Genomic DNA, 20,869 nt, shown 5'->3' with positions numbered 1-20,869 from the left:
ATTACCGATCGATGGCCGGGACGCTACGAGCAGTTCCCCCAGCGGTCAAGACCCCTGTCCTATCGCGATAAGACCGGCTACCGTACGAGGGGCTTCCAGTGATCTGGTCCCCGCAAGTTTCCGGAAGTTTCATAGCCGCACAGAGGAGCCCCCGTGTCGACCGACACCGCTGACGTGGCGACCGCTGCCTGGTCGATCCGCAACCCCGTCCTCGCCGGGTTCCACCCGGATCCGTCGATCCTGCGCGTCGGCGACGACTTCTACCTGGCCACCTCGACGTTCGAGTGGTATCCGGGGGTTCGCGTGCACCACTCCCGCGACCTCGTCAACTGGCGCCCGTTGGGCGGGATCATCACCGACCGCCGCCTGCTCGACCTTCGTGGCTGCGGCGACTCCAACGGTGTGTGGGCGCCCGACCTGACGTACCAGGATGGGGAGTTCCACCTCGTCTACAGCGACGTCGCCAGCTTCGCCAGCGGCTACTGGGATCCGCAGAACTTCCTGATCACCGCGCCCGACATCGCCGGCCCCTGGTCGGATCCGGTGAAACTGCACGGGCGCGGCTTCGACGCCTCCCTGTTCCACGACGACGACGGCACCAGCTGGCTGCTGAGCATGAGCGCCGACTGGCGACCCGGCCGCGACCGCTTCGGTGGCATCGAGATCCAGCAGTACGACCGAGCGGCGCGTCGTCTCGTCGACCGGCCCCGCATGCTCTTCACCGGCACACCGGTCGGGGTCACCGAGGGCCCGCACCTGTACCGCCACGACGGCTGGTACTGGTTGATCACCGCCGAGGGCGGCACGAGCTGGGAGCACCAGGTCACCGTGGCACGCTCGCGGGAGTTGTTCGGTCCGTACGAAGTGGACCCGGAGGGGCCGTTGCTCACCTCCGTCGGTCGGCCGGACCTGCGGTTGCAGAAGGCCGGTCACGGCAGCCTGGTCCAGACCCCGGACGGCGGGTGGTATCTGGCCCACCTGGTCGGCCGTCCCTACTCCCCGCTGGGCAACTGTGTGCTGGGCCGGGAGACGGCGATCCAGCGGGTCGAGTGGCCGTCGGGCGGTTGGCCCCGGATTTCCGGAGGGGTGCCCGCCGAGGAGGTCGCCGCTCCCGACCTGTCCCCGCATCCGTGGCCCCAGGAGCCCGCCACCGACGACTTCGACGCCGCCGAGCTGGGTTCCTGCTGGTCGACGCTGCGCCGGCCGGCCACTGCGGACTGGGTCGACCTGACGTCCCGCCCCTCGCACCTGCGGGTCCACGGTGGGCAGTCGCCGGTGGGTCGACAGGCGCCGAGCCTGGTCGCGCGACGGGTCGGGGCGACGCACTGCTCGCTGGAGACCGTGGTCGAGTTCGACCCGGTCGACCACCGTCAGCTCGCCGGGATCACCGCGTACTACAACACCCTCAACTGGCATCACCTCTACCTGACCCGGGCCGACGACGGGCGTACGGTGCTGGAGCTGCTCAGCTCGGACAACGGGCGGCGCACCCCGTACCCCGAGCTGACCGTCGATGCCAGCGGTGTCGACCGGGTCGGTCTGCGGGCGGTGTTCGACGGGCCCGTGGTGCGCTTCGACTACGACCTCGGCGCGGGCTGGCAGCGGCTGCCCATCGACTTGGACGCGACCATCCTGTCCGACGAGCACGCCGCCCTGATCATCGACGGGGAGCCGGCCGCGTGGGGCTTCACCGGGGCGTTCGTCGGCCTGTGGGTGCAGGATCTCGGCGGCGACGGGGTGTACGCCGACTTCGACCGGGCCACCTACCGGGAGCACTGACCACGCGGACGCGGCGCGGCGGGCGCCGTCCGGTCACCTCGACGCGCTCGTCAGCTCGTCCAGGCGCCGGAGCGCCCGCCGCGCGGCGTCCGGACCGGCGGGCAGCAGCGGCAGCCGTACGGCGGCCGTCGGGATGCGACCCCGCGCGTGGAGCACCGACTTGATCACTGTCGGGTTGGGCTCGGCGAACAGCGCCGCGGACAGGCCCGCGAGCCGATGGCCGAGCGCCCGCCCCCGCACGAGGTCCCCGGCCTGCCAGTGCGCGACCAGCTGGACGAAGTCCGCGGCGGCGACCTGGGCCGAGGCCGCGATCGCGCCGTGCGCGCCGAGGGCGAGCAGCGGCGAGATGAGCGGGTCCTCCCCACCGAGTACGGCGAAGCCGGGCCGGATGTCGGCGAGGAAGTCGACGGTGTCCCCGTCGATCCCCCCGGTGGCGTACTTGATGCCGATGACGCCGGGCAGGCCGGCGAGCTGTCGAAGGTCGTCCGGGCCGAGCTGCTGCCCCGTGCGGTACGGGACGTGGTAGACGACCAGCGGCACCGGGCTGGCCTGGGCGAGGTGGGCGAAGTGGGCGAGCACTCCCGCGCCGCCCGGCCGCAGGAACGGGGGCACCAGGCAGAGCGCCGCTGTCACCTCGGGCCGGTCGGCCAGGGCGCGCAACGCCTCGACGCTGTTGGCGCCGACGAGCAGGTGCGAGCGGCGCGCACGGCAGACCGCGGACAGGACGTCGAGCACCGTGCCGCGCTCGTCGTCGCTGAGGGCGGCCGGCTCCCCCGTCGTGCCGAGCGCGACCACACCGGCCGCGCCGGCGTCCAGGGCATCGTTCGCGAGGGCCGTCAGCGCGTCGACGGCGATGTCCCCCGCGAGGTCGAACGGCGTGATGAGCGGAACGTACAGGCCGGTCAGGGTCATGCCTCCACTCTCGGCTGACCGACCGGGAAGGTCCAGTTCCGATTGCTCCGCCTATCCGTAAGCTGAGCTGATGCTTGACGTCCGTCGCCTGGTCCTGCTGCGGGACCTGGCCCGCCTCGGCACCATCGCCGCGGTCGCCCAGGCGCACGCCTACACGCCGTCCGCCGTCTCGCAGCAACTGGCCGCCCTGCAACGGGAGGCGGGCACCCGGTTGCTGGAGCGCACCGGACGCCGGGTCAGCCTCACGTCGACCGCCACCGCGCTCGTGCAGCACACCGAGGTCGTTCTCGCCGCGCTGGAAGCCGCCGACGCCACCCTGGCGGCCGCCCGAACCGGTCTGCGCGCGAGCGTCCGCATCGGGGCCTTCCCCAGCGCCGTACGCACCCTGCTGCCGGCAGCCCTGGCCACCCTGGCCCGCGACCATCCCGCGCTCGACCTCATGATCAGCGAGCTGGACCCGGTCGACATGCCGGCCGCCCTGCGGAGCCGACGGCTCGACGTCGCCCTGCTGCACGACTACGACATCGCGCCGACCCCACCCGACCCGACGGTGGACTCGATCGCCCTGCTGGAGGAGACCGTCTTCCTCGCCGTGCCCGGCAACACCGCCGACAACACCGCCGCCGAGCCGATCAGCGCAGCACGCGACGCCCAGTGGATCCTCGGCAGTCCCGGCACGCTCTGCCACTCGGTCGCCCTGCACGCCTGCCAGCTGGCCGGCTTCACTCCGGCGGTGCGGCATCACGCCGACGATTTCACCGCCATGCTCGCTCTCGTCGCCGCCGGTCAGGGCGTCGCTCTCATTCCACAGCTCGCCATCGCGCAGCCCTCCCCGCAGGTCCAGCTCCTGCCGCTGGCCATGCGCCGCCGCACGCGCGTCGCCTACCGCAGGGGCGCGGGTGGCCACCCCGCGGTGGTCGCGTGCGTCTCCGCGCTGCGCAGCGCCACAACCGCCTTCCTCGATTGATCCTGATCGTCGCCGATGTGGCAGTTGATCGACGTACCACTATCTGTTAATACTGTTTCCTGAAGCTCGCGGTGCCCGCCGGGGCCGATCGCCGCGCCGGGCACCGACCGGCCGGCGGCACGCCGCCCCTTCCCCGAGGAACACCCATGGTCCGCAAGAGAACAGCCGCCTACGTCGTGGGCACCCTGCTGATCGGCGTCGCGGCGGTCAGCTACGGCCTCCCGTCGGCCAGCGCCGCGACCGCCGGCCCGATCACCGGCCTCGGTGGCAAGTGCGTCGACGTCGCCGGCGCCAATCCGGCCAACGGCACGGCGGTGCAGCTCTACGACTGCAACGGCAGCGCGGCCCAGACGTGGACGGTCGGCAACACCGACAGCTCGATCCGCGCGCTCGGCAAGTGCCTCGACGTCACCGCCGCGTCGACCACCAACGGCGCCAAGATCCAGCTGTACGACTGCAACAACACCGGCGCCCAGAAGTGGACCGCCGCCAGCGGTGGCGCCCTGGTCAACACCACCTCGGGCAAATGCCTCGACGTGACCGACCGGAGCACCGCCAACGGCGCCCGGTTGCAGATCTGGACCTGCGGCCGCACCACCAACCAGCAGTGGACCCTTCCCGGCGGCGGCAACCCCACCCCCACGCCGACCGCCACCGTCCCGGCCGGCACCAACCTGGACGACCCGGCGAAGAAGGACGTCGCCATGCAGCTCGTGTCGGCGGCGGAGAACTCCTCGCTCGACTGGCGCGCGCAGTTCTCCTACATCGAGGACATCGGCGACGGTCGCGGCTACACCGCTGGCATCATCGGCTTCTGCTCCGGCACCAGCGACATGCTCGAACTGGTCCAGGCGTACACGAACACCAAGCCCGGCAACGTGCTGGCCGGATACCTGCCGGCGCTGCGCGCCGTCAACGGCACCGCGTCGCACGCCGGCCTCGACCCCAACTTCCCCCGCGACTGGCGCACCGCGGCCAACGACTCGGTGTTCCGGGCCGCGCAGGAGGCCGAGCGGGACCGGGTCTACTTCAACCCGTCGGTCCGTGACGGCAAGAACGACGGGGTACGGGCACTCGGCCAGTTCGCCTACTACGACGCGGCGGTCATGCACGGGTACGAGGGAATGCGCCAGACCCGCAGCCGCGCCCTCGCCCGTGCCAAGCCGCCGGCCCAGGGTGGCGACGAGCGGACCTGGCTCAACGCGTTCCTCGACGAGCGGGTCATCGAGATGCGCAAGGAAGAAGCCCACTCGGACACGTCCCGCGTCGACACGGCCCAGCGGGTGTTCCTCAACAACGGCAACGTCAACCTGAACACGCCGCTGACGTTCGCCGTCTACGGCGAGCAGTTCCGCATCGGCTAGAACCCTCTCCGGCACGCACCGACGCTCAGGGCGCCGCCTCGCGGCGCCCTGAGCCGTCCCCGGGAGCGACCTTGCCTTGACGCTGACGACAAGGTTTAGCCTGGTCACGACGGGCTGGTCGAGGAGGTCTGATGCTGATCGGCGAGCTGGCTGAACGGGCCGGCACGAGCACCCGGACGCTGCGCTACTACGAGGCCCACGGGTTGGTACGCCCGCAGCGCTCGGCCAACGGCTACCGCGTCTACGACGAGGCGGAGCTGCGGGTCGTCCGGGAGATCCGGGCACTGCTCGACGTCGGCTTCGGCCTCGACGACGTCCGACCGTTCGTCGCCTGCCTGCGAGCGGGCAACGCGTCCGGCGATGTCTGCCCGGATTCGGTGCTGGTGCTGCGGCGCAAGCTCGCCGAGGTCGACGACTACCTCGACCGGCTCACCGCGGTCCGTCAGCAGTTGCGCACCCAGCTCACCCACGCCATCGCGCACCGGGAGGAAACATGCCCCAGGAAACGACCGTCCGCCCCCTGATCACCGTCACCGACGCCACGTTCGCCGAGCTGGTGTTGGCCAGCGACCGGCCCGTCGTGGTCGACTTCTGGGCAGAGTGGTGCCCGCCCTGCAAGATGATCGAGAAGAGCCTCGTCGAGCTGGCCCAGGAGTTCGGCGACCGCATGACCATCGCCAAGCTCAACTCCGACGACAACCCGCAGGCCACGCGGCGCTACGGAGTCATGTCCCTGCCGACGCTGCTGGTGTTCCGTCAAGGCGAGGTCGTCGGCTCGGTCGTCGGGTCCCGGCCGAAACTCCACCTGCGGCAGAGCCTGACCCTGCACGCGGGCCTCTGACCGGCGGGCAGGGTCAGGCTCTGCTCTCGACCCAGCCGTGTGATCTGGCGTGGTCGACCAGAGACTGCCGGATCGCGGAGAGCTGGGCCGCGGTCAGCGTCGGCACCCGCTCGATCAGCAACTCCGTCACCTCGTACGTGAACTCGCGCGGCGACAGGACGTCGCACATCCCGTCGTCCTCGCCGGCCAGCGCGGTCCGGCTCGACGTGATGGTCGGCGCCCGTTCCGGCCGGGAGACAGCGACCGGCTCGACGATCCGCAGGGACGCCACCTTCAGACCACGCTCACCGGCCTCCACCTCGTACTCGACACGCATGCCGGGATGCACGAGATGCCGCTGCTCGCCGAAATCGTTCGCGTGGACGAAGATGTCCTCGCCGCCCTTCGACGGCGCGATGAAGCCGTAACCACGGGCCTCGTCGAACCGGATGACCTTACCTACCGCACCCACCGCCACCACCCACCCCGCCACTCGACCAGGACCTCGACCTGGCCCGCACACCGTCTGGCAACGGTACCGGAACACCCGTGGTGACCCGTGGTGAGCGATCTCGTCCGAAGAGCTGATCCGCCGGCAGGCGTGGTGCCGGCCCGGCGCGTGGCGACGCCCCGACCGCTGTGCCGGATCCGGTCGGGGCGTCGCTGGTCGCCGGTCTTTCGTCAGTCGTCGTCGCCGGAGCTGTCGTCATCGTCGACCGGCTCCTGTTCGGCCTTGACCACCGCGCCGTTGTCCCGGTCGACGTCCACCTCGTGCTCGATGTCGCCGGCGATGATCTCGACGCTCCACACCGGCCGGCCGTGCTCCTGCTCGGCCTCGACCTCGACGATCTGGCCGCCACCGGCCCTGGCGAGCGCGATCTCACCGGCGCGCTGCTCGTCGACCGCGCTGCCCGCCGGCGCGGTGCCGGCGGACGGCGTGCCGCTCGACGGCGTACCCGACGGGGTCCCCGCCGACGGCGTGCCGCTGGCCCCCGGCGCGACGGTGGTGGCGCTGTCGTCCGGCGCGTCCGTGCCCGTCGGGGCGATGGTCGCCGCGGCGAGCGCCGTGTCGCCGCGCCGCGTGTCGTTCGCGGCGGCGACGCCCAGCGCGACCCCGGCCACCGCCAGCACCGCCGAGCCGCCGACCGTCGCCAGAAGCAGATTGGTGCGCTTCATCGTGGTGTCCACCTCTCCTCGGTTGTCGACTCCGAGGATCGGTCGGATCGGGATAGCGGCGCGCTGTCCGGACGCTAAGGCCGGGTTAAGTCCGTCAGCCGCGTCGGTTGAGTTCCGCTTCGAGCCGCTGGACGAGCGTCTTGCGGTCCTTGCCGGCGTGCTCGTTGCGCAGGGCCGTTCTGAGCTGCCGCGTGTCGAGGCCACGGACCAGCTTGCTGGCCTCGGCGACTGACATCTCCGAGATCCGACCGGCGGTGGTGGCGTCTCGACGCGCCTTCTTGGCCGGCCCGGTGTTGGCGACGTACTGCCTGCCGGTTCGGGAGGCTTCCCGCTTCTTGGTGTCGGTCGCGCGCTTCTGGCTCTCCGACATCTCGTCCCAGGCCTTCTTGGGCAGGTAGCGGCTCGTCGTGCCGTCCTTGCGCGCACGGGTGTCGCCCTCTTTGGTCTGCCACTTCTCGTTGCCCCAGCGCTGGAGCGCTTTCTGCCGCTCGTCCTTTTCGCCCAGGAAACCGCCGCCGCGCTTCTTGTACTCCTGGGTGACCAGCTGTGACTTGCGTGCCGACCACTGACCCGGCCGACCGCCCTTGTCGGACGCCTTGATCTCTTCCTTGATCTGCTCTCTGAGCTCGGGTTTCGTATACCGCGCCATGGGTGGCAGCTACCCGGCACCGCAGCGGCTATGCCTCTCGCCGCGACGTCGACGGACCGAGCCGGAGCAGCACCTGCGCCCCGCCCTGCGGACCGGACCGCAGCTCCAGCCGACCGCCGCCGGCCTGCGCGGCGCGGCGGGCGATGTCCAGGCCGAGTCCGGTCGACCCGGCGGCGCTGGCACCCCGTCGGACCGCGCCCGACGGCATGCCCGGTCCCTCGTCGGCGACGGTGAGCAGCACCTCCCCGTCGTCGCGCGCGAGCCGGACGGTGAACGGTGTGCCGTCGGGGGTGTGCGCGAAGACGTTGCCGAGCAGGGCGTCCACGGCGGCCGTCAGGTCGTCGGCGGGCACCCCGACGGTGAGCGGGCCGGGATCCAGGTCGAGGTGCACGGCCCGACCGGTGTCCTCGGCCAGCACCGACCAGAACGCCACCCGGTCCGCGACGACCGCGGCGGCATCCGACGCGGCCGTCCCCGGCGTCGGCGCGCGACGCCAGCGGGCCTGCTGGATCAGACCGGTGACCGCTCGTTCGAGCCCGTCGGCGGCGGTGGCGATCCGGGCCGCGTCGTCCGGGTCGCGCAGCGACTCCGCCTCCAGTCGCAGCGCCGTCAACGGTGTCCGCAGTCGGTGGGACAGGTCGGCGACCTGCTCGCGCTCCTGCAGCAGGAGAACCTGGATCCGGCCGGCCAGGTGGTTGAGAGCACCGGCCACCTCGCGCAGCTCCGCCGGGCCTGCGGGCGTGACCCGGGCGTCCAGTTCGGCGTTCGCCAGGCGGTGCGACACGGCGGAGAGTTCGCTGATCGGCCGCACCAGCGTGCGCGCCAGCCGGTCGGCGACCGCCAGCCCGATCAGCACCAGCACCACACCCAGCAGCGCCAGCACCAGCCAGGCCCGGGTCACCCCGGCGGTCAGCTCCTGCCGCGGCACCACGATCCGGATCACGCCGGTGCCGTCCGCCCGGCCCTGCACGGCGATGACCACCTCCCGGCCGGCCGCCGACTCCCCGGTGAGGCTCTGGCCGCGCGCCGCCAGGGCCACCGCGGACGTACGGGGCGCCTGGGCGCCGAGCACCGTGCCGTCGGGCAGGAAGACGCTCACCGGTCGACCGGACTCCGCGGCGAGCTGCTCGACGGTGAGCCGGATGGTCGGCGCGTCGGCGGTGCCGACCACCGGCACGAGGCTCTGCGCGTCGGCGGTGGCCCGCACGGTGGCCCGGTCCTGGGCGACGGTGCGGACCAGCAGCGCCAGCGGCACCAGGAAGGCGACGAGCGTGAGCACGCTGACCGCAGCGACCAGCAGCGCGAGCCGCGCCCTCACGGCGCCTCCAGTCGTACCCCGACGCCGCGCACGGTGTGCAGGTAGCGGGGCTGCTGGGCGCTCTCCCCCAGCTTGCGGCGCAGCCAGGACAGGTGCACGTCGACCGTCTTGTCCGCGCCGCCGTACGGGATCTGCCAGACCTCGGTGAGCAGCTCGCGTTTGGTGACCACCTGTCCGGGCCGGCCGGCCAGGTGGTGCAGCAGGTCGAACTCGCGCGGCGTCAGCTCCACCAGCGTGCCGTCCAGAGTGACCTGCCGGGACCGGGGGTCGACGCGCAGCCCGCCCACCACGAGGGACACCTCCCGCGCGTCGGCGCTGGCCGGGCCCCGCCGCAGCACCGCTCGGGCGCGGGCGTCGAGCTGCGCGGCGGTGAACGGCTTGACCACGTAGTCGTCGGCGCCCGCGTCGAGGACCCGGACGATCTCGGTCTCGTCGTCGCGGGCGGTGGCGACGATGACCGGCACCGAGCTGACCGCGCGCAGCATCCGCAGCAGCTCGCGTCCGTCCAGGTCGGGCAGACCCAGGTCGAGGACGACCAGGTCCGGTCGGTCCTCCAGCACGTCGCGCAGCCCGGCCATCGCGGTCGAGGCCGCGGCGACCGCGTGGCCGCGTTCCCGCAATGCTCGGATCAGCGGCGTACGGATCGTCAGGTCGTCCTCGATGAGCAGCAGGCGGGCCACCCTGGCAGGCTAACGGTTCGCCATCAGGACCACGCGATCTCGCCGTGGCGGTCGACGAAGCGGCCCGAACGATGTCCCGGCCCTTCGGTGGCGAGGGCGACGATGGCGTCCGTGCCCTCGGTGACGGTCTGCGGCCCGCTGTGACCGTTGAGGTCCGTGGCGGTGTATCCGGGGTCAGCGGCGTTGACGCGGACGTCCGTCAGCGCCTTGGCGTACTGGGTGGTCAGCATGGTCAGCGCCGCCTTCGACGACGTGTAGACGGGGGCGATGACGCCCGACTCGGCCCGCGACGGGTCGTGCGTGGCCGACAGGGAGCCCATCGCGCTGCTCACATTGATGATCACGGGGTCGGTCGAGCGGCGCAGCAGCGGCAGGAAGGCGGTGGTCGTCCGCACCACGCCGACGAGGTTGACGTTGAGGACGTCGAGCAGGTCGTCGCCGGTCAGGTCGCTCGGGTCGCCGAACGGCCCGTGGACGCCAGCGTTGTTGACCAGTACGTCGATGTGGCCCTCGTGCCTCTCGACATCGGCGGCGGCAGCGGCGACGGATTCCTCGTCGGTGACGTCGATCTGCACGAACCGCGCGCCGAGGGCGTCGGCCGTCACGGCGCCGGCGTCAGGGTCACGCGCCCCGACGAGAACGGTGTGACCCAGGCCGATGAGACGGCGGGCGGTCTCGCGGCCGAGGCCCTTGTTGGCTCCGGTGATGAAGGTAATCGTCATACGGTCCATCGTTTGCCGTGGCGCATCCACGTGCCAGAGACGTCACAACGGTAGGACAAGCGATACCACCCTCACGGCCAGGGTGTGCGTGACAATCGAGGCGTGATGACGCAGGCCGCAGGGTTGGGGGCGACGATCCGCGCGTGGCGTGACCGCCTGTCGCCGGCCACCACGGGTCTGCCCGCCCGCCGTGGGCGCCGGGCCGCCGGACTGCGACGGGAGGAACTGGCCGAGCTGGCCGGCGTGTCTGTCGACTACATCGTGCGACTGGAGCAGGGCCGGGCGACCACACCCTCGGCGCAGGTCACCTCCGCGCTCGCCCGTGCCCTCCAGCTGACCTCCGCCGAGCGCGACCACCTGTTCCGGCTGGCCCACCTGGCCGCCCCGACGGACGACCAGATCTCCGACCACATTCCGCCCGGGGTGCAGCGGGTGGTGGGGCGCCTCGGTGACGCCGCCGTCGCCGTCTTCGCCGCGGACTGGCAGTTGATCTGGTGGAACCGGAATTGGGCGGCGCTGCTGGGCGATCCGTCGGCGTCACCGCCGGGCCTGCGTAACTTCGCTCGCGACACCTTCCCGGTGACCTCCGACAAGCCACGGCTGTCGCAGTGGCCCGTGCTCGCACTGGACGACGAAGTCACGAGCGCCGCGGTCGTGTCCGACCTCAGGCGCGCCACCGGCCGGTTTCCCCGTGACCGTCGCCTGGCCAAGCTCATCCGCGACCTCGCCGAGGGCAACGAGCGGTTCGCCGAGCTGTGGGCGGCCGGGACGGTCGCCGCGCACCGCGAAGACCGCAAGATCGTCGAACATCCGTCGGTCGGTGCCGTCACGGTCGACTGCGACGTTCTGACCGACGGCGACGCCGAGTTGAAGATCGTGATCCTCACCGCGGCTCCGGGCACCAGCGACGAGACCAGCATGCGCCTGGCTGTCGTGGCCGGGGTTCCCGACCCGTCGACGTCTGCCGACCTCGGCGACACCACCCGGCACCGCGCCGGGCGTTGACCGAACGCCGCTCAGCACAGGGCAGCGAGGGCGGTCTTAACTCTGCTTTAGCGTTGGGATGTGTGGGCGACGACCCCGGATCGGGGATAGTCGGGGCATGAGCCGTCGTTCGATCCTCGTCGCCGTCGGGTGGGTGGCGACCATCGCCGTGGCCACCCTGATCGGGTTGGGTGCGATCCGGCTGGTCGGCGAGAGCATCACCGGCACCCCGGGCGGGGTGCGCAGCGAGGCCGAGATCGAACGGGCGCTCGCCTCGCCGGAGCCGATCCCCACCGGCACCACAAGCGTCGCGCCGCCCGGCCCCGGCACGGCGAGCCCCAACTCCGGGATCCGCCGCAGTTTCGCCACCGACGGCGGCACGGCCGTGGCCGAGTGCGCTCCCGGTGGCGTACGCCTCGTCTCCTGGGCGCCAGCGCAGGGCTACCGGGTCCACGACGTGGACCGGGGCCCGGACGACGACGTCGAGGTCACGTTCGAGGGCTCGGGCGGCAAGTACGAGCTGAAGGTCCGCTGCGTCGGCGCGGAGCCGGTGGCCGTCGCCGACGACTAAGCGTCTAGCCCGCCGGCTGCTCGCGGTCCGCAGCCCGACCGAGGGCGACCATGCGCAGGGTTTCCTCTCGACGACGGACAAGCAGGGCTCCGGCCAGTAAGGTCACCGGTGGGACAAGAACCAGCATCGCCCACTGCGCGGGCACCAGCGGAATGGTGTGCCCCAGGTACATGGTGGAGGTGGCCCAGCCGGCAAGGGCGTTGTCGATCACCAGGGCGAGTGCCGCCACCGGCAGGAGCATAACGACGATCCGCCGGCGTACTCCGGGGTCGAGCGTGACCAGCGCGACAAGCACGATCAACGCGGCGGCCCCCAGGCCGGCCACATAGAGCCAGACGACCAGCGAACTGCTGGCCTCGATGCCGTAGAAGACCTGGTAGGTAACCTCGTCGCTGTGGGCGAACGTGGGACTGGTCACCCGGTTGACCTCCAACAGCGCGACCGCCGCGACCGGCGCGAGCAGCAGCGCCAGCAGTCGGCGCACACCCAGCAGCGCAGGCAACCGGCGCCGCGGCACCGGCACGGTCAGCGCGGCGGCTGCCACGACCGCGAGCGCGAGCTGGGGCAGAGTTTCCACCACGTACCCCGGGTTGTCGCCGGCCTGCGGTGCGACCAGCACGCCCCAGCCGAGCACACCGGCCCAGGCCAGACCGACAGCCACCCGGCGCCACCCGACCAGCACGGCCACACAGACGCCCGCCCAGCCGGCAACCCGTAGCCAGTCGACGACGTCCGGGCCGCTCGGCCCGAACCCCGGCGGCAAACCCGGATTGGAGATGAGCTGGTCGAGCAACGACGTCCCGGCGAGGGCGAGTAGGACGAGCGCGCCCAGCAGGCCCGTCACGGCCGCCGCGTCCGTCCAGGTCGGCTCGGTGAACCCCCGTGCGCCCACCCGCAGCCGAGCCCGGAGCCCGGCACCGACCAGATTCAGCACGTCTCCCGCGGCGGGCCGCCGCTGGCCCGGCCGAGCGCCGGCGACGAGCACGGCCACCATCTCGTCCTCGTACGCCCGGCGGTGCTCCCACGGGTAGACGGCCAACAGCCGCCGGTAGCGGCGCTCCAGATCGTCGCTGCTCACGCCGCACCTCCGTGGGTCAGGAGGCCGGCGCGGCGCAGTCGCACGCGAGCGGCGTCCGCGTTGTGTCGCAGGCGGGCCGCTTCCTCGGCGAGTCGGCGCGCGCCCAGGGTTGTGAGTTGGTAGTAGCGACGCAGTCGCGACTGCACCACCTCTTCGCGCTCGACTTCGATGAGACCGTCGGCGCGGAGCCGGTCGAGTACGGCGTAGAGGGTGCCCGCGCGCAGGCGCACCCGGCCGTCGGAGATGCGTAGCACGTCCTCGATGACGGCGTAGCCATGCTTGGGTGACTCGGCCAGAGCGGTCAGCACCAAGAACGTCGGCTCCCGAAGTGGACTGTCGGTCATGCCGAGAAGCATATACCGGTAATCGGCATATTCAAGGGTACGTCGCATTGGAGGTGTGGTCGTTTCGCAAGATTGCTAGCCTCCTGCCGTGATCCGCACGCTTGCGCTCGCCGCCCTGCTGCTGGCCGGATGCTCTCCCACCGAGGCGTCCTCCCCCGCTGCCAGCCCCACCGCACCCCCGGACAAGTACGCGGAGGCCGCGTGTACCCGTCTGACCCTCTCCATGGAGAGGAAGGAGCCCTTCCCTCCGGACGACATTGGCGTTGCCAGTCGTGCGGTCGAGGCGACCGATCCCGGCATCCGCGAGGCCGGTCAGCGGCTGGGGGCGGCCGCCAAGCAGGCCGGCGACCTCTGGGTGAAGAACGACCCGACGATCGACAAGGGGCCGGCATACCTTCGCCTGGCCGACGCCCAGCAGGGACTCCTCGCGGCCTGCACCAACCTCTTTGGCGATCCCCCGTGGCCGTTCACCCGGACGCCCGCGCCGACGCCCAGCAGCTGAGCGGCGACGTGGCCGGCACGGGGAGGACCGCGCCGGCCACGTCATCGGTGGTGGTTCAGCTGCTGTACGCCTCCACCTCCCAGAGCGAGTGGCCGTAGCCGGTGCCCCGGGCGGTGCCGTAGATGCGCAGGTAGCGGCCGTTCGCGCCGAGGCCGCTGTGCTCGTCCACGCCGCCGTCCGCGCCGGTCACCGTCTTCACTGTGGTCCAGGTGGTGCCGTCGTTGGAGGTCTGGATCTGGTACGCGCTGCTGTACGCCGCCTCCCAGCTCAGCTTGACCCGACCGATGGCGGTCGGGGCGCCGAGGTCGACGCGGATCCACTGCGGGTCGGAGAAGGTGCTCGACCAGCGGGTGGTGAGGCTGCCGTCGACCGCCTGGGCGCCGGTCACGTCGGCCCCCTCGGTGCTGGACGTCGTCGTCGGCTTGTTGAGCAGCAGGTTGCCGCCGGTCGGGCCGCCGGTGGCGCCGTACACCTCGAACTCGTAGAGCGAGTAGCCCCAGGCCGTGCCGCGGGCGGTGCCGAGGAGCCGGACGTACCTGCCGGAGCCGGTGAGCCCGGTCAGGTCGTCCACCCCGCCGTCGCCGCCGGTCACCGTCCGGACCGTGGTGAAGGTGACCCCGTCCGTCGAGGTCTGGATCTGGTACCCGCTGCCGTACGCCGCCTCCCAGGTGAGCTTGACCCGGCTGAGGGCGTACGTGGCGCCCAGGTCCACGTCGATCCACTGTGGGTCGCCGAAGGCGCTGCCCCAGCGGGTTCCGGCCACGCCGTCGAACGCGTTGGCCGCGACGAACGCGCCCTCGTAGCTGGATGCTCGCGCCGGCTTGCCCTTGGCCAGGTTGGTGCCCGGCTCGGGATCCGGGTCCGGTCCGGGACCGCCGGGACTGGTGGAGAGGGTGAACTCGTCGATGTCGAACCACGGGCCGGTGCCCTTGAAGACCAGGAACAGGGTGCGGGTGCCGGTCGGGGCGGTGACCCCACCGGTGACCGTGGCGAAGGTGGCGTACCCGCCGGTGGGCGTTACCGTGGCCGAGCCGACCAGCGGCCCGGTGGGCGAGTCGACGCGCAGTTCCAGCGTCCCGCCGCCGCCGGCCGGGGCGCCGACCCGTGCGCTGAACGACTGGATGCCGGTCAGGTTGTAGGGGCGGAACGAGATCCAGTCGTTGTTGTCGATGTAGCCGACCGCGGCGCCGCCGTGCCCGGCCGCCCCGGCGACGATCTGGACACCCGAGGAGTCGCCGAAGTGCTCGGCCTGGCGCACGCGCGGTTGCAGCACGGCCTGGGTGTGCGTGGTCAGCGCGGGTTGGCCGCCCCCGCCCAGATCGGTGTACTCGGCGTCGATGATGCCGAAGATGTTCGCCGCCGTGTCGTGCTCGCCGTCGGCCGAGGTCTGGATGACCCCGGTGCAGCCCTGCACGCTGCCGAGCTGGTGGCCGTGCGAGTCGTGGCCGAGGACGTAGTTCACCTTGACCCGGGCGCAGTTGATCGCGCCGTCCTGGGCGTCGGTGACGGTGACGCTGAACGGCACCGCGTCCCCGAAGGCGAAGTTCTGCCCGTTCAACGGGGTGTTCACGGTGACGACCGGGGCGCTGTTGCCGACGGTGACGACCACGCTCGCGGTGGCGGTCTTGCCGGTGGTGTCCCGGACCGTCAGGGTCGGACTGCGGGTCCCGTTGGTCGTGTACGTGAAGCTCGGGTTCGCCGCGGTCGAGTCGGTGGTGCCGTTGTTGTCGAAGTCCCAGGCGTAGGTGAACGGGTCGCCGTCCGGGTCGAGGGTGCCGGCCGAGGAGAAGGCGACGGTCAGCGGCGCGGTGCCGCTGGTCGGAGTGGCGGTGACCTTGGCGACGGGCGCTCTGCCCTCGCGGGCGTACTCGATGCGGTAGAGCGCCGAGTTGGCGTCGCCGTTGAACCAACCGGTGCCGTAGTCGAGGACGTAGAGCGCGCCGTCCGGGCCGAACTCCATGTCCATGACCTGCGTCCCGGTCCACGGGAACGGGTTGATCTTCAAGGGCTGGCCGGCCGCGTCGAGCTTGACGTTCTTGATCCAGCGGCGGCCGAACTCACCGGCGAAGAAGGTGCCGTCGTAGTACTGCGGGAACGCCACGGCGGAGGTGTTGTTCGGGTCGTACCGGTAGACCGGGCCGGCCATCGGCGACAGCCCACCGCCGGTGAACTCCGGCGGGGAGCCGGAACCGCCGTACGGCAGCCAGGCCGGGACGGCCGGCGGCAGCTGGGTGATGCCGGTGTTGTTGGGCGAGTTGTTGACCGGCCCGCCCGCGCAGTCGAACTTCGGCCCGGACGGCCCGGACGGGAACGTGTAGTCGTTGTAGGCGTCGTTGCGGGCGGTGCAGTACGGCCAGCCGTAGAAGCCGGGCCGGTCGATCCGGGCGAACTCCACATTGCCCGCCGGCCCCCGGTTCGGGTCTGCGGTGCCCGCGTCGGGGCCGTAGTCGCCGAGGTAGACGATGCCGGTGGCCTTGTCCACGCTCATCCGGAACGGGTTGCGGAACCCCATCGCGTAGATTTCCGGGCGCGTCCGCGCGGTGCCGGGCGCGAACATGTTGCCGGCCGGGATGGTGTAACCGCCCGCCGCGCCCGGCTTGATGCGCAGCACCTTGCCGCGCAGGTCGTTGCTGTTCGCCGCGGTGCGCTGGGCGTCGAAGGCCGGGTTACGGCCGGCTCGCTCGTCGATCGGGGTGAACCCGGCCGAGTCGAACGGGTTGGTGTCGTCGCCGGTGGACAGGTACAGGTTGCCGGCTGCGTCGAAGTCCATGTCGCCGCCGACGTGGCAGCACATGCCCCGGCTGGTGGGCACGTTGAGGATCAGCGTCTCGCTGGCCAGGTTGATGGTGTTGTCCGCGTTCACGGTGAAGCGGGACAACCGGTTGACGCCGTCCCAGGCGGCGAAGTCGGCAGGCGTGCCGGTGGCCGGGGCGCCACCGCCGGGTGTGTTCAACGGGGGCGCGTAGTAGGCGTACACCCAGCGGTTGGTGGCGAAGTTGGGGTCGGCCTTGATGCCCTGCAGGCCCTCCTCGTCGCCGCTGTAGACGGCCAGGGTGGCGGCGATCTTGGTGTTGCCGGCCGCGTCGGTGTGCCGGATCACGCCGTCGCGGGAGGTGTGCAGCACCCCCCGGTCGGGCAGAACGGTGAGACTCATCGGCTCGCCGGTCTCGGCCGCGCCCTTGGCCAGCTCCACCTGCTGGAAGTTGGTGGTCACGGTCGGGCCGCAGTCGGCGGTGACCGCCCCGGCCGCGGTCTGGATGCCGCCGAGCAGGTGCTGGCGGAAGGCCGTGTCGGTGTACGAGGCGTCGGTGTGGCCGAGGCCCGTGTACCAGGCCCGCCCTCCGGAGTAGTTCTGGCACCAGGAGATCGGGTGGTCGTACCCCATGCTGCCGCCGGTGTAGGTGCTCTCGTCCAGGGTGGCCAGCACGTGCACGTTGCCCCGGGGGTTGGCGCGGTAGTTGTAGAGCTCGTCGAACCGGCTCCACCGCTGCGGCAGCGCCCTGGTCGACGGGTGCACCTGGTCGGCGACCTTCACGGTGGCGGTCTGCTCGGCCGGGTGCGAGGCGAAGTACGCGCCGACGAGCCCGCCGTACCAGGGCCAGTCGTACTCGGTGTCGGAGGCGGAGTGCACGCCCACGTACCCGCCGCCGCCGGTGATGTAGCGCTCGAACGCCGCCTGCTGTGCGGCGTTGAGCACGTCGCCGGTGGTGGACAGCCAGATCACCGCCGCGAACCGGTCCAGGTTGGCGTCGGTGAACTGGGCCGCGTCCTCGGTGGCCTCGACGGTGAACCCGTTGGCGGCACCGAGCTGCTGGATCGCGGTGATGCCGGGGGTGATGGATCCGTGTCGGAATCCGGCGGTCTTGCTGAAGACCAGCACGGTGAACGGCGCGGCGCTGGCCGCGGGCGGCGTGGCGACGACGCCGCCCAGGACGAGGATCGCGCTCAGCGCAGCGCCGAACCACGCTCTCAGGGATCTGCGCACGGGTAGGTCCTTTCGCGGGTGCGGGACGACGTGCGCCGATCACGCCGGGTGGTGGTGTGCATGCATCGTTGCCGCTCGATACCCGGTCCGTCAAGGGTTCTCGCACCATCCGTGAGAGCGTTATCTCCGCAGCTCAAGGCGACTCTCGGGGGCAAGATCAGATTACGGTTTCCCCGCCGTACTAGGCCCGGTCCTGCATGAACCGGCAGGACTTCAACCAGAGCCGCACCGCGGTGGCCGCCGCGACGGTGCTGACGAACTGCCAATCCTTCACGCGATCGGGCTCACCCAGGTCGGCGATCCCGCGCATCACCATCCAGGGCACACCTTCCTCGACGCAGGCCACCGCGAATCCGGCGCCCTCCATCTCCAAGGCGCCGGTGCGGCGCTCCGGGCCGAACCGCCGTGCCCGCCGCCCTACCTTCCCGTCCTCTATCAACTCGTCCTTCGCGAGGATCGTCTTCGGGATGAGCCGTGGACGGTAGGTCGCCGGGTCGAAGAGTTCGGGGACCTGCAGATCGTCCAGGTCGGCGGTCGCGGCGGCGATCTGCTTGGCAATCAGTTCGTGCCAATCCAGCCGCTCCGGCCGAAACGAGGTCATCTCCCGCGCGATCCGGAGATCCGGATTCAGTGGGGTCGGGTCGGGCACGTAGCCACGGGCCGTCGAGATCCCACCACCGGTATCGATCACCTTGTCACCGAACACGACGTCGCCCACCTGGACCTGCTTCTTGTGACCGGCCGCCATGCCGACCAGGCAGCACAGCCGGACGTCGTACGCGGAGAACACGGTGTGCAGGAAGGCCGCCATCCGACTGTTGCCGGCGGTCCCGCACTTGGTGATGATCCCCTTCAACGGCGGCTGGCCGTCGCGCGCCACTTCGACGTCGAAGAAGTATGCGCCGCGGACCGAGTAGTCGGGCTCACGTCGAAGGTCGACGCCCAGCGCGGCCTTCGCGGCGTCGAACTCGCGCTCCTTCACCGTCACGAGCGCAAAATCGACGCTGCGCGCAACCTGCCACCTGTCAAGCTGTTCGTAAATGTCCCGCACGCGGTCCGCCTCGAGCCAGCGGGAGCCCATGATTGCCGCGGCGTGGACGAGAACTTTCGACCGGAATCTCTCGTCGAGGCGACTGACAGACCAGACAAGGTCGTCGAACATGATCGACGCAACGTCGTCCGAGGTTTCCGCCCGCAGCAGGGCGAGCAGGGTGAGGACATCGTTCTCGGTCGGCTGTCGGGTCATGGCCGGCGCACCGCTGCCCCGTCCGCATCCGGGCGCTGCGCGGGGAGGTCCGTCTGGGAGGCGGGTGGCTTCCAGCCGTAGAGCGAGTGCCGTTGCCCGGCCGCGTCGGGCGAGAAGTCGAGCAGTGTGCAAACGGCCTTCACGTTCAGGCCCTTCGCCCGGGCGATGCGCTCCATCGCTCTGATCGTGTCGCCGCTACCGACGAACTCGTCGATGAGGACCACCTCCTTCGTCGCGACGGAATCCAGTTCCTGGCACCAAGGGGCCCTGGCATCGAAGACCTGTTCCGGTGCGGTGCCCTTGACCACCCGTTCGATATCCTCGCGCGGGATTCGTACCACCTGAGCGCCGGAACGCAGGGACAGGCTGTTGGACAATTTTCGGGAACCCTGTTCGCGTTCGGGGCAGACCAACAGGATGTCCTGTCCCACGGTGCTGGTTGACCGACGCACGAACATCCACAGCTTGTCGGCCAGCCAGTTTCCGTACTGCTCGAGGATCTGTGGGACGTCAGGGACCACGGCGTAGCCGCGACGGCGGGGAGCCGGGACGTCATCTTCAGGCTTGACGCCGCATGTTCGTACCAGATCCCAGAACTCGGCGGTGGTCAGCGTGTTGGTCCGCTCCTCGTACCGCCTGGTCTCTCCCACCACAGCCAGGCGGCACTCGGCTTCCGACTCGGTGCGCTGTTCAACTGACAGGAAGTATGCAACCTCGTGCTCCGTGCCGTCATTTCCCTCGATCCGGCGGCGACCGAACCGTGGCTGTGGGCCTCCGACGCAGAGGACGGACAGGACCCGCAGTCGTTCGGGACGCAACCGGGCATGGAGGGTGGTGACCCGCTCGGTCAGCGAGACGCCGGTGTTGACGACGGGCACGACCAGCAGCACCGACCGGGGTTGAGGGCCCTCCGTCGGCGTCGTGTCCATCGCTTCGGAGAAGGATCGGATCGGCAGCGAGCCGGCGGAGATGCAGGAACCCTTCAGGGGATTGGCGAGCCAGTCCGAGACGGACTCGTGGTAGACGATCAGGTCCGGGCGGTCCGCGCCGATCGCCTCGTCCAGCAGGTGGCCGAGCTCGTCCTGTGCCCGGCTGGCGTCGAAGTAGTGGCGTAGCACCTTCCGCTCGCCCTGCCGGCCGTGCGGACGAAACCAGCCGAGCCGGGTGATGAGTTTGCGTTCGAACAGGTCGATCGACGCGGTCTGTAGACGGGCCAGGGCACTGCGGTAGTCGTCCTCGTCGGTGCCCGGCCAGGAGGCGGTGCCACCGTCGGAGAGAAGGTGAATCTGACCAGAGGCCAGGCGCGCGTCCAGTTGTTCACGGAGCCTGATGTCCTCTGCCTGCTCGGTCGGGAGCAGGATGACCAGGGTGCGGGCGGCCCATTGCTCGCTGCCGCAGGCGGCGCTGACCGCCGAGGCGAGATGCAGCAGAGCCTCCGGGCGGAGGAACAGCTCGGTGTTGACCGTTCGGGTGCTTACCGAGAGGTCGAGAATCCCGATATCCGCCCGGTCAGGAAGCTCCATCAACGCCCGGTAGAGCGGCTCGTAGATGGACTCGGTTTCGACGAGCGCCGTCGCCGTGTCGATGGTGTGAAAGGCGGCGGCGGATCCTACGTAGCGCATCGTGTGGCCGGCGACGATCCGGGCCACGTAGGCGTAGAAGGCTCGCTGCTGCTCGTTCGGTTCCTCGCCCGGACCCAGCCCGAAGCGAACGAGGTCGAACGTGGTCGGTGGTGTCTGTTGTTCACGTTCCAGCATCGGGCCAGACGCCGA

20 protein-coding genes are annotated in these 20,869 nt (G+C 71.0%); 8 read left to right on the top strand and 12 right to left on the bottom strand.

Annotated elements, in window-relative coordinates; genetic code table 11:
• The first annotated feature begins 153 nt into the window (after positions 1–153).
• Positions 154–1,779, top strand: a complete 1,626-nt coding sequence (locus ACFYPR_RS20415; RefSeq protein ID WP_355066363.1) for a glycoside hydrolase family 43 protein — start codon at positions 154–156, stop codon at positions 1,777–1,779.
• Positions 1,780–1,812: 33 nt separating this feature from the next.
• Here ACFYPR_RS20415 and ACFYPR_RS20410 read toward each other — a convergent pair whose 3' ends face one another.
• On the bottom strand, positions 1,813–2,691 hold the full coding sequence (locus tag ACFYPR_RS20410; protein WP_354855706.1) for a dihydrodipicolinate synthase family protein: 879 nt from the start codon (positions 2,689–2,691) through the stop codon (positions 1,813–1,815).
• Positions 2,692–2,761: 70 nt separating this feature from the next.
• On the opposite strand from ACFYPR_RS20410, the gene ACFYPR_RS20405 reads away from it, so the two are divergent.
• The 4 genes from ACFYPR_RS20405 to trxA all read left to right on the top strand — a co-directional run bounded on the left by ACFYPR_RS20405 (position 2,762) and on the right by trxA (position 5,863).
• Positions 2,762–3,658 carry a LysR family transcriptional regulator gene (locus tag ACFYPR_RS20405; protein WP_387261592.1) on the top strand — a complete coding sequence of 299 codons (897 nt, stop codon included), beginning with the start codon at positions 2,762–2,764 and terminating at the stop codon, positions 3,656–3,658.
• 146 nt (positions 3,659–3,804) lie between these two features.
• Entirely contained in the window at positions 3,805–5,022 is a 1,218-nt protein-coding gene (locus ACFYPR_RS20400) for a chitosanase (protein WP_387261589.1), read from the top strand.
• A 131-nt stretch (positions 5,023–5,153) separates the two neighbouring features.
• Entirely contained in the window at positions 5,154–5,546 is a 393-nt protein-coding gene (locus ACFYPR_RS20395) for a MerR family transcriptional regulator (protein ID WP_355066371.1), read from the top strand.
• Entirely contained in the window at positions 5,516–5,863 is a 348-nt protein-coding gene (trxA, locus tag ACFYPR_RS20390; RefSeq protein WP_354855710.1) for a thioredoxin, read from the top strand. Before ACFYPR_RS20395 ends, trxA begins: the two co-directional genes overlap by 31 nt.
• Before the next feature lie 13 nt (positions 5,864–5,876).
• Here trxA and ACFYPR_RS20385 read toward each other — a convergent pair whose 3' ends face one another.
• The 6 genes from ACFYPR_RS20385 to ACFYPR_RS20360 form a co-directional block, all read right to left on the bottom strand.
• Positions 5,877–6,314 (bottom strand): cold-shock protein, encoded by a 438-nt coding sequence (locus ACFYPR_RS20385; RefSeq protein ID WP_387261586.1) that lies wholly within the window; start codon positions 6,312–6,314, stop codon positions 5,877–5,879.
• Positions 6,315–6,523: 209 nt separating this feature from the next.
• Positions 6,524–7,018: a PepSY domain-containing protein gene (locus ACFYPR_RS20380; RefSeq protein ID WP_355066374.1), complete on the bottom strand. Its 495-nt coding sequence runs from the start codon at positions 7,016–7,018 to the stop codon at positions 6,524–6,526.
• A 94-nt stretch (positions 7,019–7,112) separates the two neighbouring features.
• Positions 7,113–7,667 carry a DUF5872 domain-containing protein gene (locus ACFYPR_RS20375; RefSeq protein WP_354855713.1) on the bottom strand — a complete coding sequence of 185 codons (555 nt, stop codon included), beginning with the start codon at positions 7,665–7,667 and terminating at the stop codon, positions 7,113–7,115.
• Between the two features lie 28 nt (positions 7,668–7,695).
• The gene (locus tag ACFYPR_RS20370; protein WP_387261583.1) at positions 7,696–8,985 is read right to left on the bottom strand and encodes an ATP-binding protein; all 1,290 of its coding nucleotides are present in this window, start codon (positions 8,983–8,985) and stop codon (positions 7,696–7,698) included.
• Positions 8,982–9,665: a response regulator transcription factor gene (locus ACFYPR_RS20365; protein ID WP_354855715.1), complete on the bottom strand. Its 684-nt coding sequence runs from the start codon at positions 9,663–9,665 to the stop codon at positions 8,982–8,984. Before ACFYPR_RS20365 ends, ACFYPR_RS20370 begins: the two co-directional genes overlap by 4 nt.
• 23 nt (positions 9,666–9,688) lie before the next feature.
• Positions 9,689–10,387 carry an SDR family NAD(P)-dependent oxidoreductase gene (locus ACFYPR_RS20360; RefSeq protein ID WP_387261580.1) on the bottom strand — a complete coding sequence of 233 codons (699 nt, stop codon included), beginning with the start codon at positions 10,385–10,387 and terminating at the stop codon, positions 9,689–9,691.
• 105 nt (positions 10,388–10,492) lie between these two features.
• Between ACFYPR_RS20360 and ACFYPR_RS20355 the strand changes: the two genes are divergently transcribed.
• Together ACFYPR_RS20355 and ACFYPR_RS20350 are read left to right on the top strand one after the other, a co-directional pair.
• Positions 10,493–11,392, top strand: a complete 900-nt coding sequence (locus ACFYPR_RS20355) for a helix-turn-helix transcriptional regulator (RefSeq protein WP_387261576.1) — start codon at positions 10,493–10,495, stop codon at positions 11,390–11,392.
• A gap of 97 nt (positions 11,393–11,489) precedes the next feature.
• Positions 11,490–11,942, top strand: a complete 453-nt coding sequence (locus tag ACFYPR_RS20350; protein ID WP_387183639.1) for a septum formation initiator — start codon at positions 11,490–11,492, stop codon at positions 11,940–11,942.
• A gap of 4 nt (positions 11,943–11,946) precedes the next feature.
• On the opposite strand, the gene ACFYPR_RS20345 is transcribed toward ACFYPR_RS20350, so the two are convergent.
• Both ACFYPR_RS20345 and ACFYPR_RS20340 read right to left on the bottom strand, forming a co-directional pair.
• Positions 11,947–13,020, bottom strand: coding sequence for a hypothetical protein (locus tag ACFYPR_RS20345; RefSeq protein WP_387183637.1), 1,074 nt, complete (start codon positions 13,018–13,020; stop codon positions 11,947–11,949).
• On the bottom strand, positions 13,017–13,364 hold the full coding sequence (locus ACFYPR_RS20340) for a PadR family transcriptional regulator (protein ID WP_387183634.1): 348 nt from the start codon (positions 13,362–13,364) through the stop codon (positions 13,017–13,019). The genes ACFYPR_RS20345 and ACFYPR_RS20340 overlap by 4 nt, the downstream gene beginning before the upstream one ends.
• A gap of 88 nt (positions 13,365–13,452) precedes the next feature.
• Here ACFYPR_RS20340 and ACFYPR_RS20335 point away from each other — a divergent pair, with 88 nt between their 5' ends.
• A complete protein-coding gene (locus ACFYPR_RS20335) occupies positions 13,453–13,866 on the top strand; it encodes a hypothetical protein (RefSeq protein WP_387183631.1) in 414 nt (137 codons plus the stop codon).
• Positions 13,867–13,921: 55 nt separating this feature from the next.
• Here the strand turns inward: ACFYPR_RS20335 and ACFYPR_RS20330 are convergent, their stop codons facing one another.
• The 3 genes from ACFYPR_RS20330 to ACFYPR_RS20320 form a co-directional block, all read right to left on the bottom strand.
• A complete protein-coding gene (locus tag ACFYPR_RS20330; protein ID WP_387261574.1) occupies positions 13,922–17,851 on the bottom strand; it encodes a ThuA domain-containing protein in 3,930 nt (1,309 codons plus the stop codon).
• A gap of 181 nt (positions 17,852–18,032) precedes the next feature.
• Positions 18,033–19,097 (bottom strand): hypothetical protein, encoded by a 1,065-nt coding sequence (locus tag ACFYPR_RS20325; protein WP_354855719.1) that lies wholly within the window; start codon positions 19,095–19,097, stop codon positions 18,033–18,035.
• The gene (locus tag ACFYPR_RS20320; RefSeq protein ID WP_354855720.1) at positions 19,094–20,854 is read right to left on the bottom strand and encodes a phosphoribosyltransferase; all 1,761 of its coding nucleotides are present in this window, start codon (positions 20,852–20,854) and stop codon (positions 19,094–19,096) included. The genes ACFYPR_RS20325 and ACFYPR_RS20320 overlap by 4 nt, the downstream gene beginning before the upstream one ends.
• Between the last annotated feature and the right edge of the window lie 15 nt (positions 20,855–20,869).

It is taken from the genome of Micromonospora sp. NPDC005254, assembly GCF_042872525.1.
Lineage (GTDB): Bacteria > Actinomycetota > Actinomycetes > Mycobacteriales > Micromonosporaceae > Micromonospora.
This window is presented reverse-complemented; position numbering and strand designations above follow the sequence as displayed.

Bases quoted from the DNA above. Each gene is read 5' to 3' on its own strand.
- ACFYPR_RS20375 (WP_354855713.1), bottom strand. From the start codon at position 7,667: ATGGCGCGGTATACGAAACCCGAGCTCAGAGAGCAGATCAAGGAAGAG.
- ACFYPR_RS20360 (WP_387261580.1), bottom strand. From the start codon at position 10,387: ATGACGATTACCTTCATCACCGGAGCCAACAAGGGCCTCGGCCGCGAG.
- ACFYPR_RS20410 (WP_354855706.1), bottom strand. From the start codon at position 2,691: ATGACCCTGACCGGCCTGTACGTTCCGCTCATCACGCCGTTCGACCTC.
- ACFYPR_RS20340 (WP_387183634.1), bottom strand. From the start codon at position 13,364: ATGACCGACAGTCCACTTCGGGAGCCGACGTTCTTGGTGCTGACCGCT.
- ACFYPR_RS20405 (WP_387261592.1), top strand. From the start codon at position 2,762: ATGCTTGACGTCCGTCGCCTGGTCCTGCTGCGGGACCTGGCCCGCCTC.
- ACFYPR_RS20380 (WP_355066374.1), bottom strand. From the start codon at position 7,018: ATGAAGCGCACCAATCTGCTTCTGGCGACGGTCGGCGGCTCGGCGGTG.
- ACFYPR_RS20320 (WP_354855720.1), bottom strand. From the start codon at position 20,854: ATGCTGGAACGTGAACAACAGACACCACCGACCACGTTCGACCTCGTT.
- ACFYPR_RS20325 (WP_354855719.1), bottom strand. From the start codon at position 19,097: ATGACCCGACAGCCGACCGAGAACGATGTCCTCACCCTGCTCGCCCTG.
- trxA (WP_354855710.1), top strand. From the start codon at position 5,516: ATGCCCCAGGAAACGACCGTCCGCCCCCTGATCACCGTCACCGACGCC.
- ACFYPR_RS20355 (WP_387261576.1), top strand. From the start codon at position 10,493: ATGACGCAGGCCGCAGGGTTGGGGGCGACGATCCGCGCGTGGCGTGAC.
- ACFYPR_RS20400 (WP_387261589.1), top strand. From the start codon at position 3,805: ATGGTCCGCAAGAGAACAGCCGCCTACGTCGTGGGCACCCTGCTGATC.
- ACFYPR_RS20350 (WP_387183639.1), top strand. From the start codon at position 11,490: ATGAGCCGTCGTTCGATCCTCGTCGCCGTCGGGTGGGTGGCGACCATC.
- ACFYPR_RS20395 (WP_355066371.1), top strand. From the start codon at position 5,154: ATGCTGATCGGCGAGCTGGCTGAACGGGCCGGCACGAGCACCCGGACG.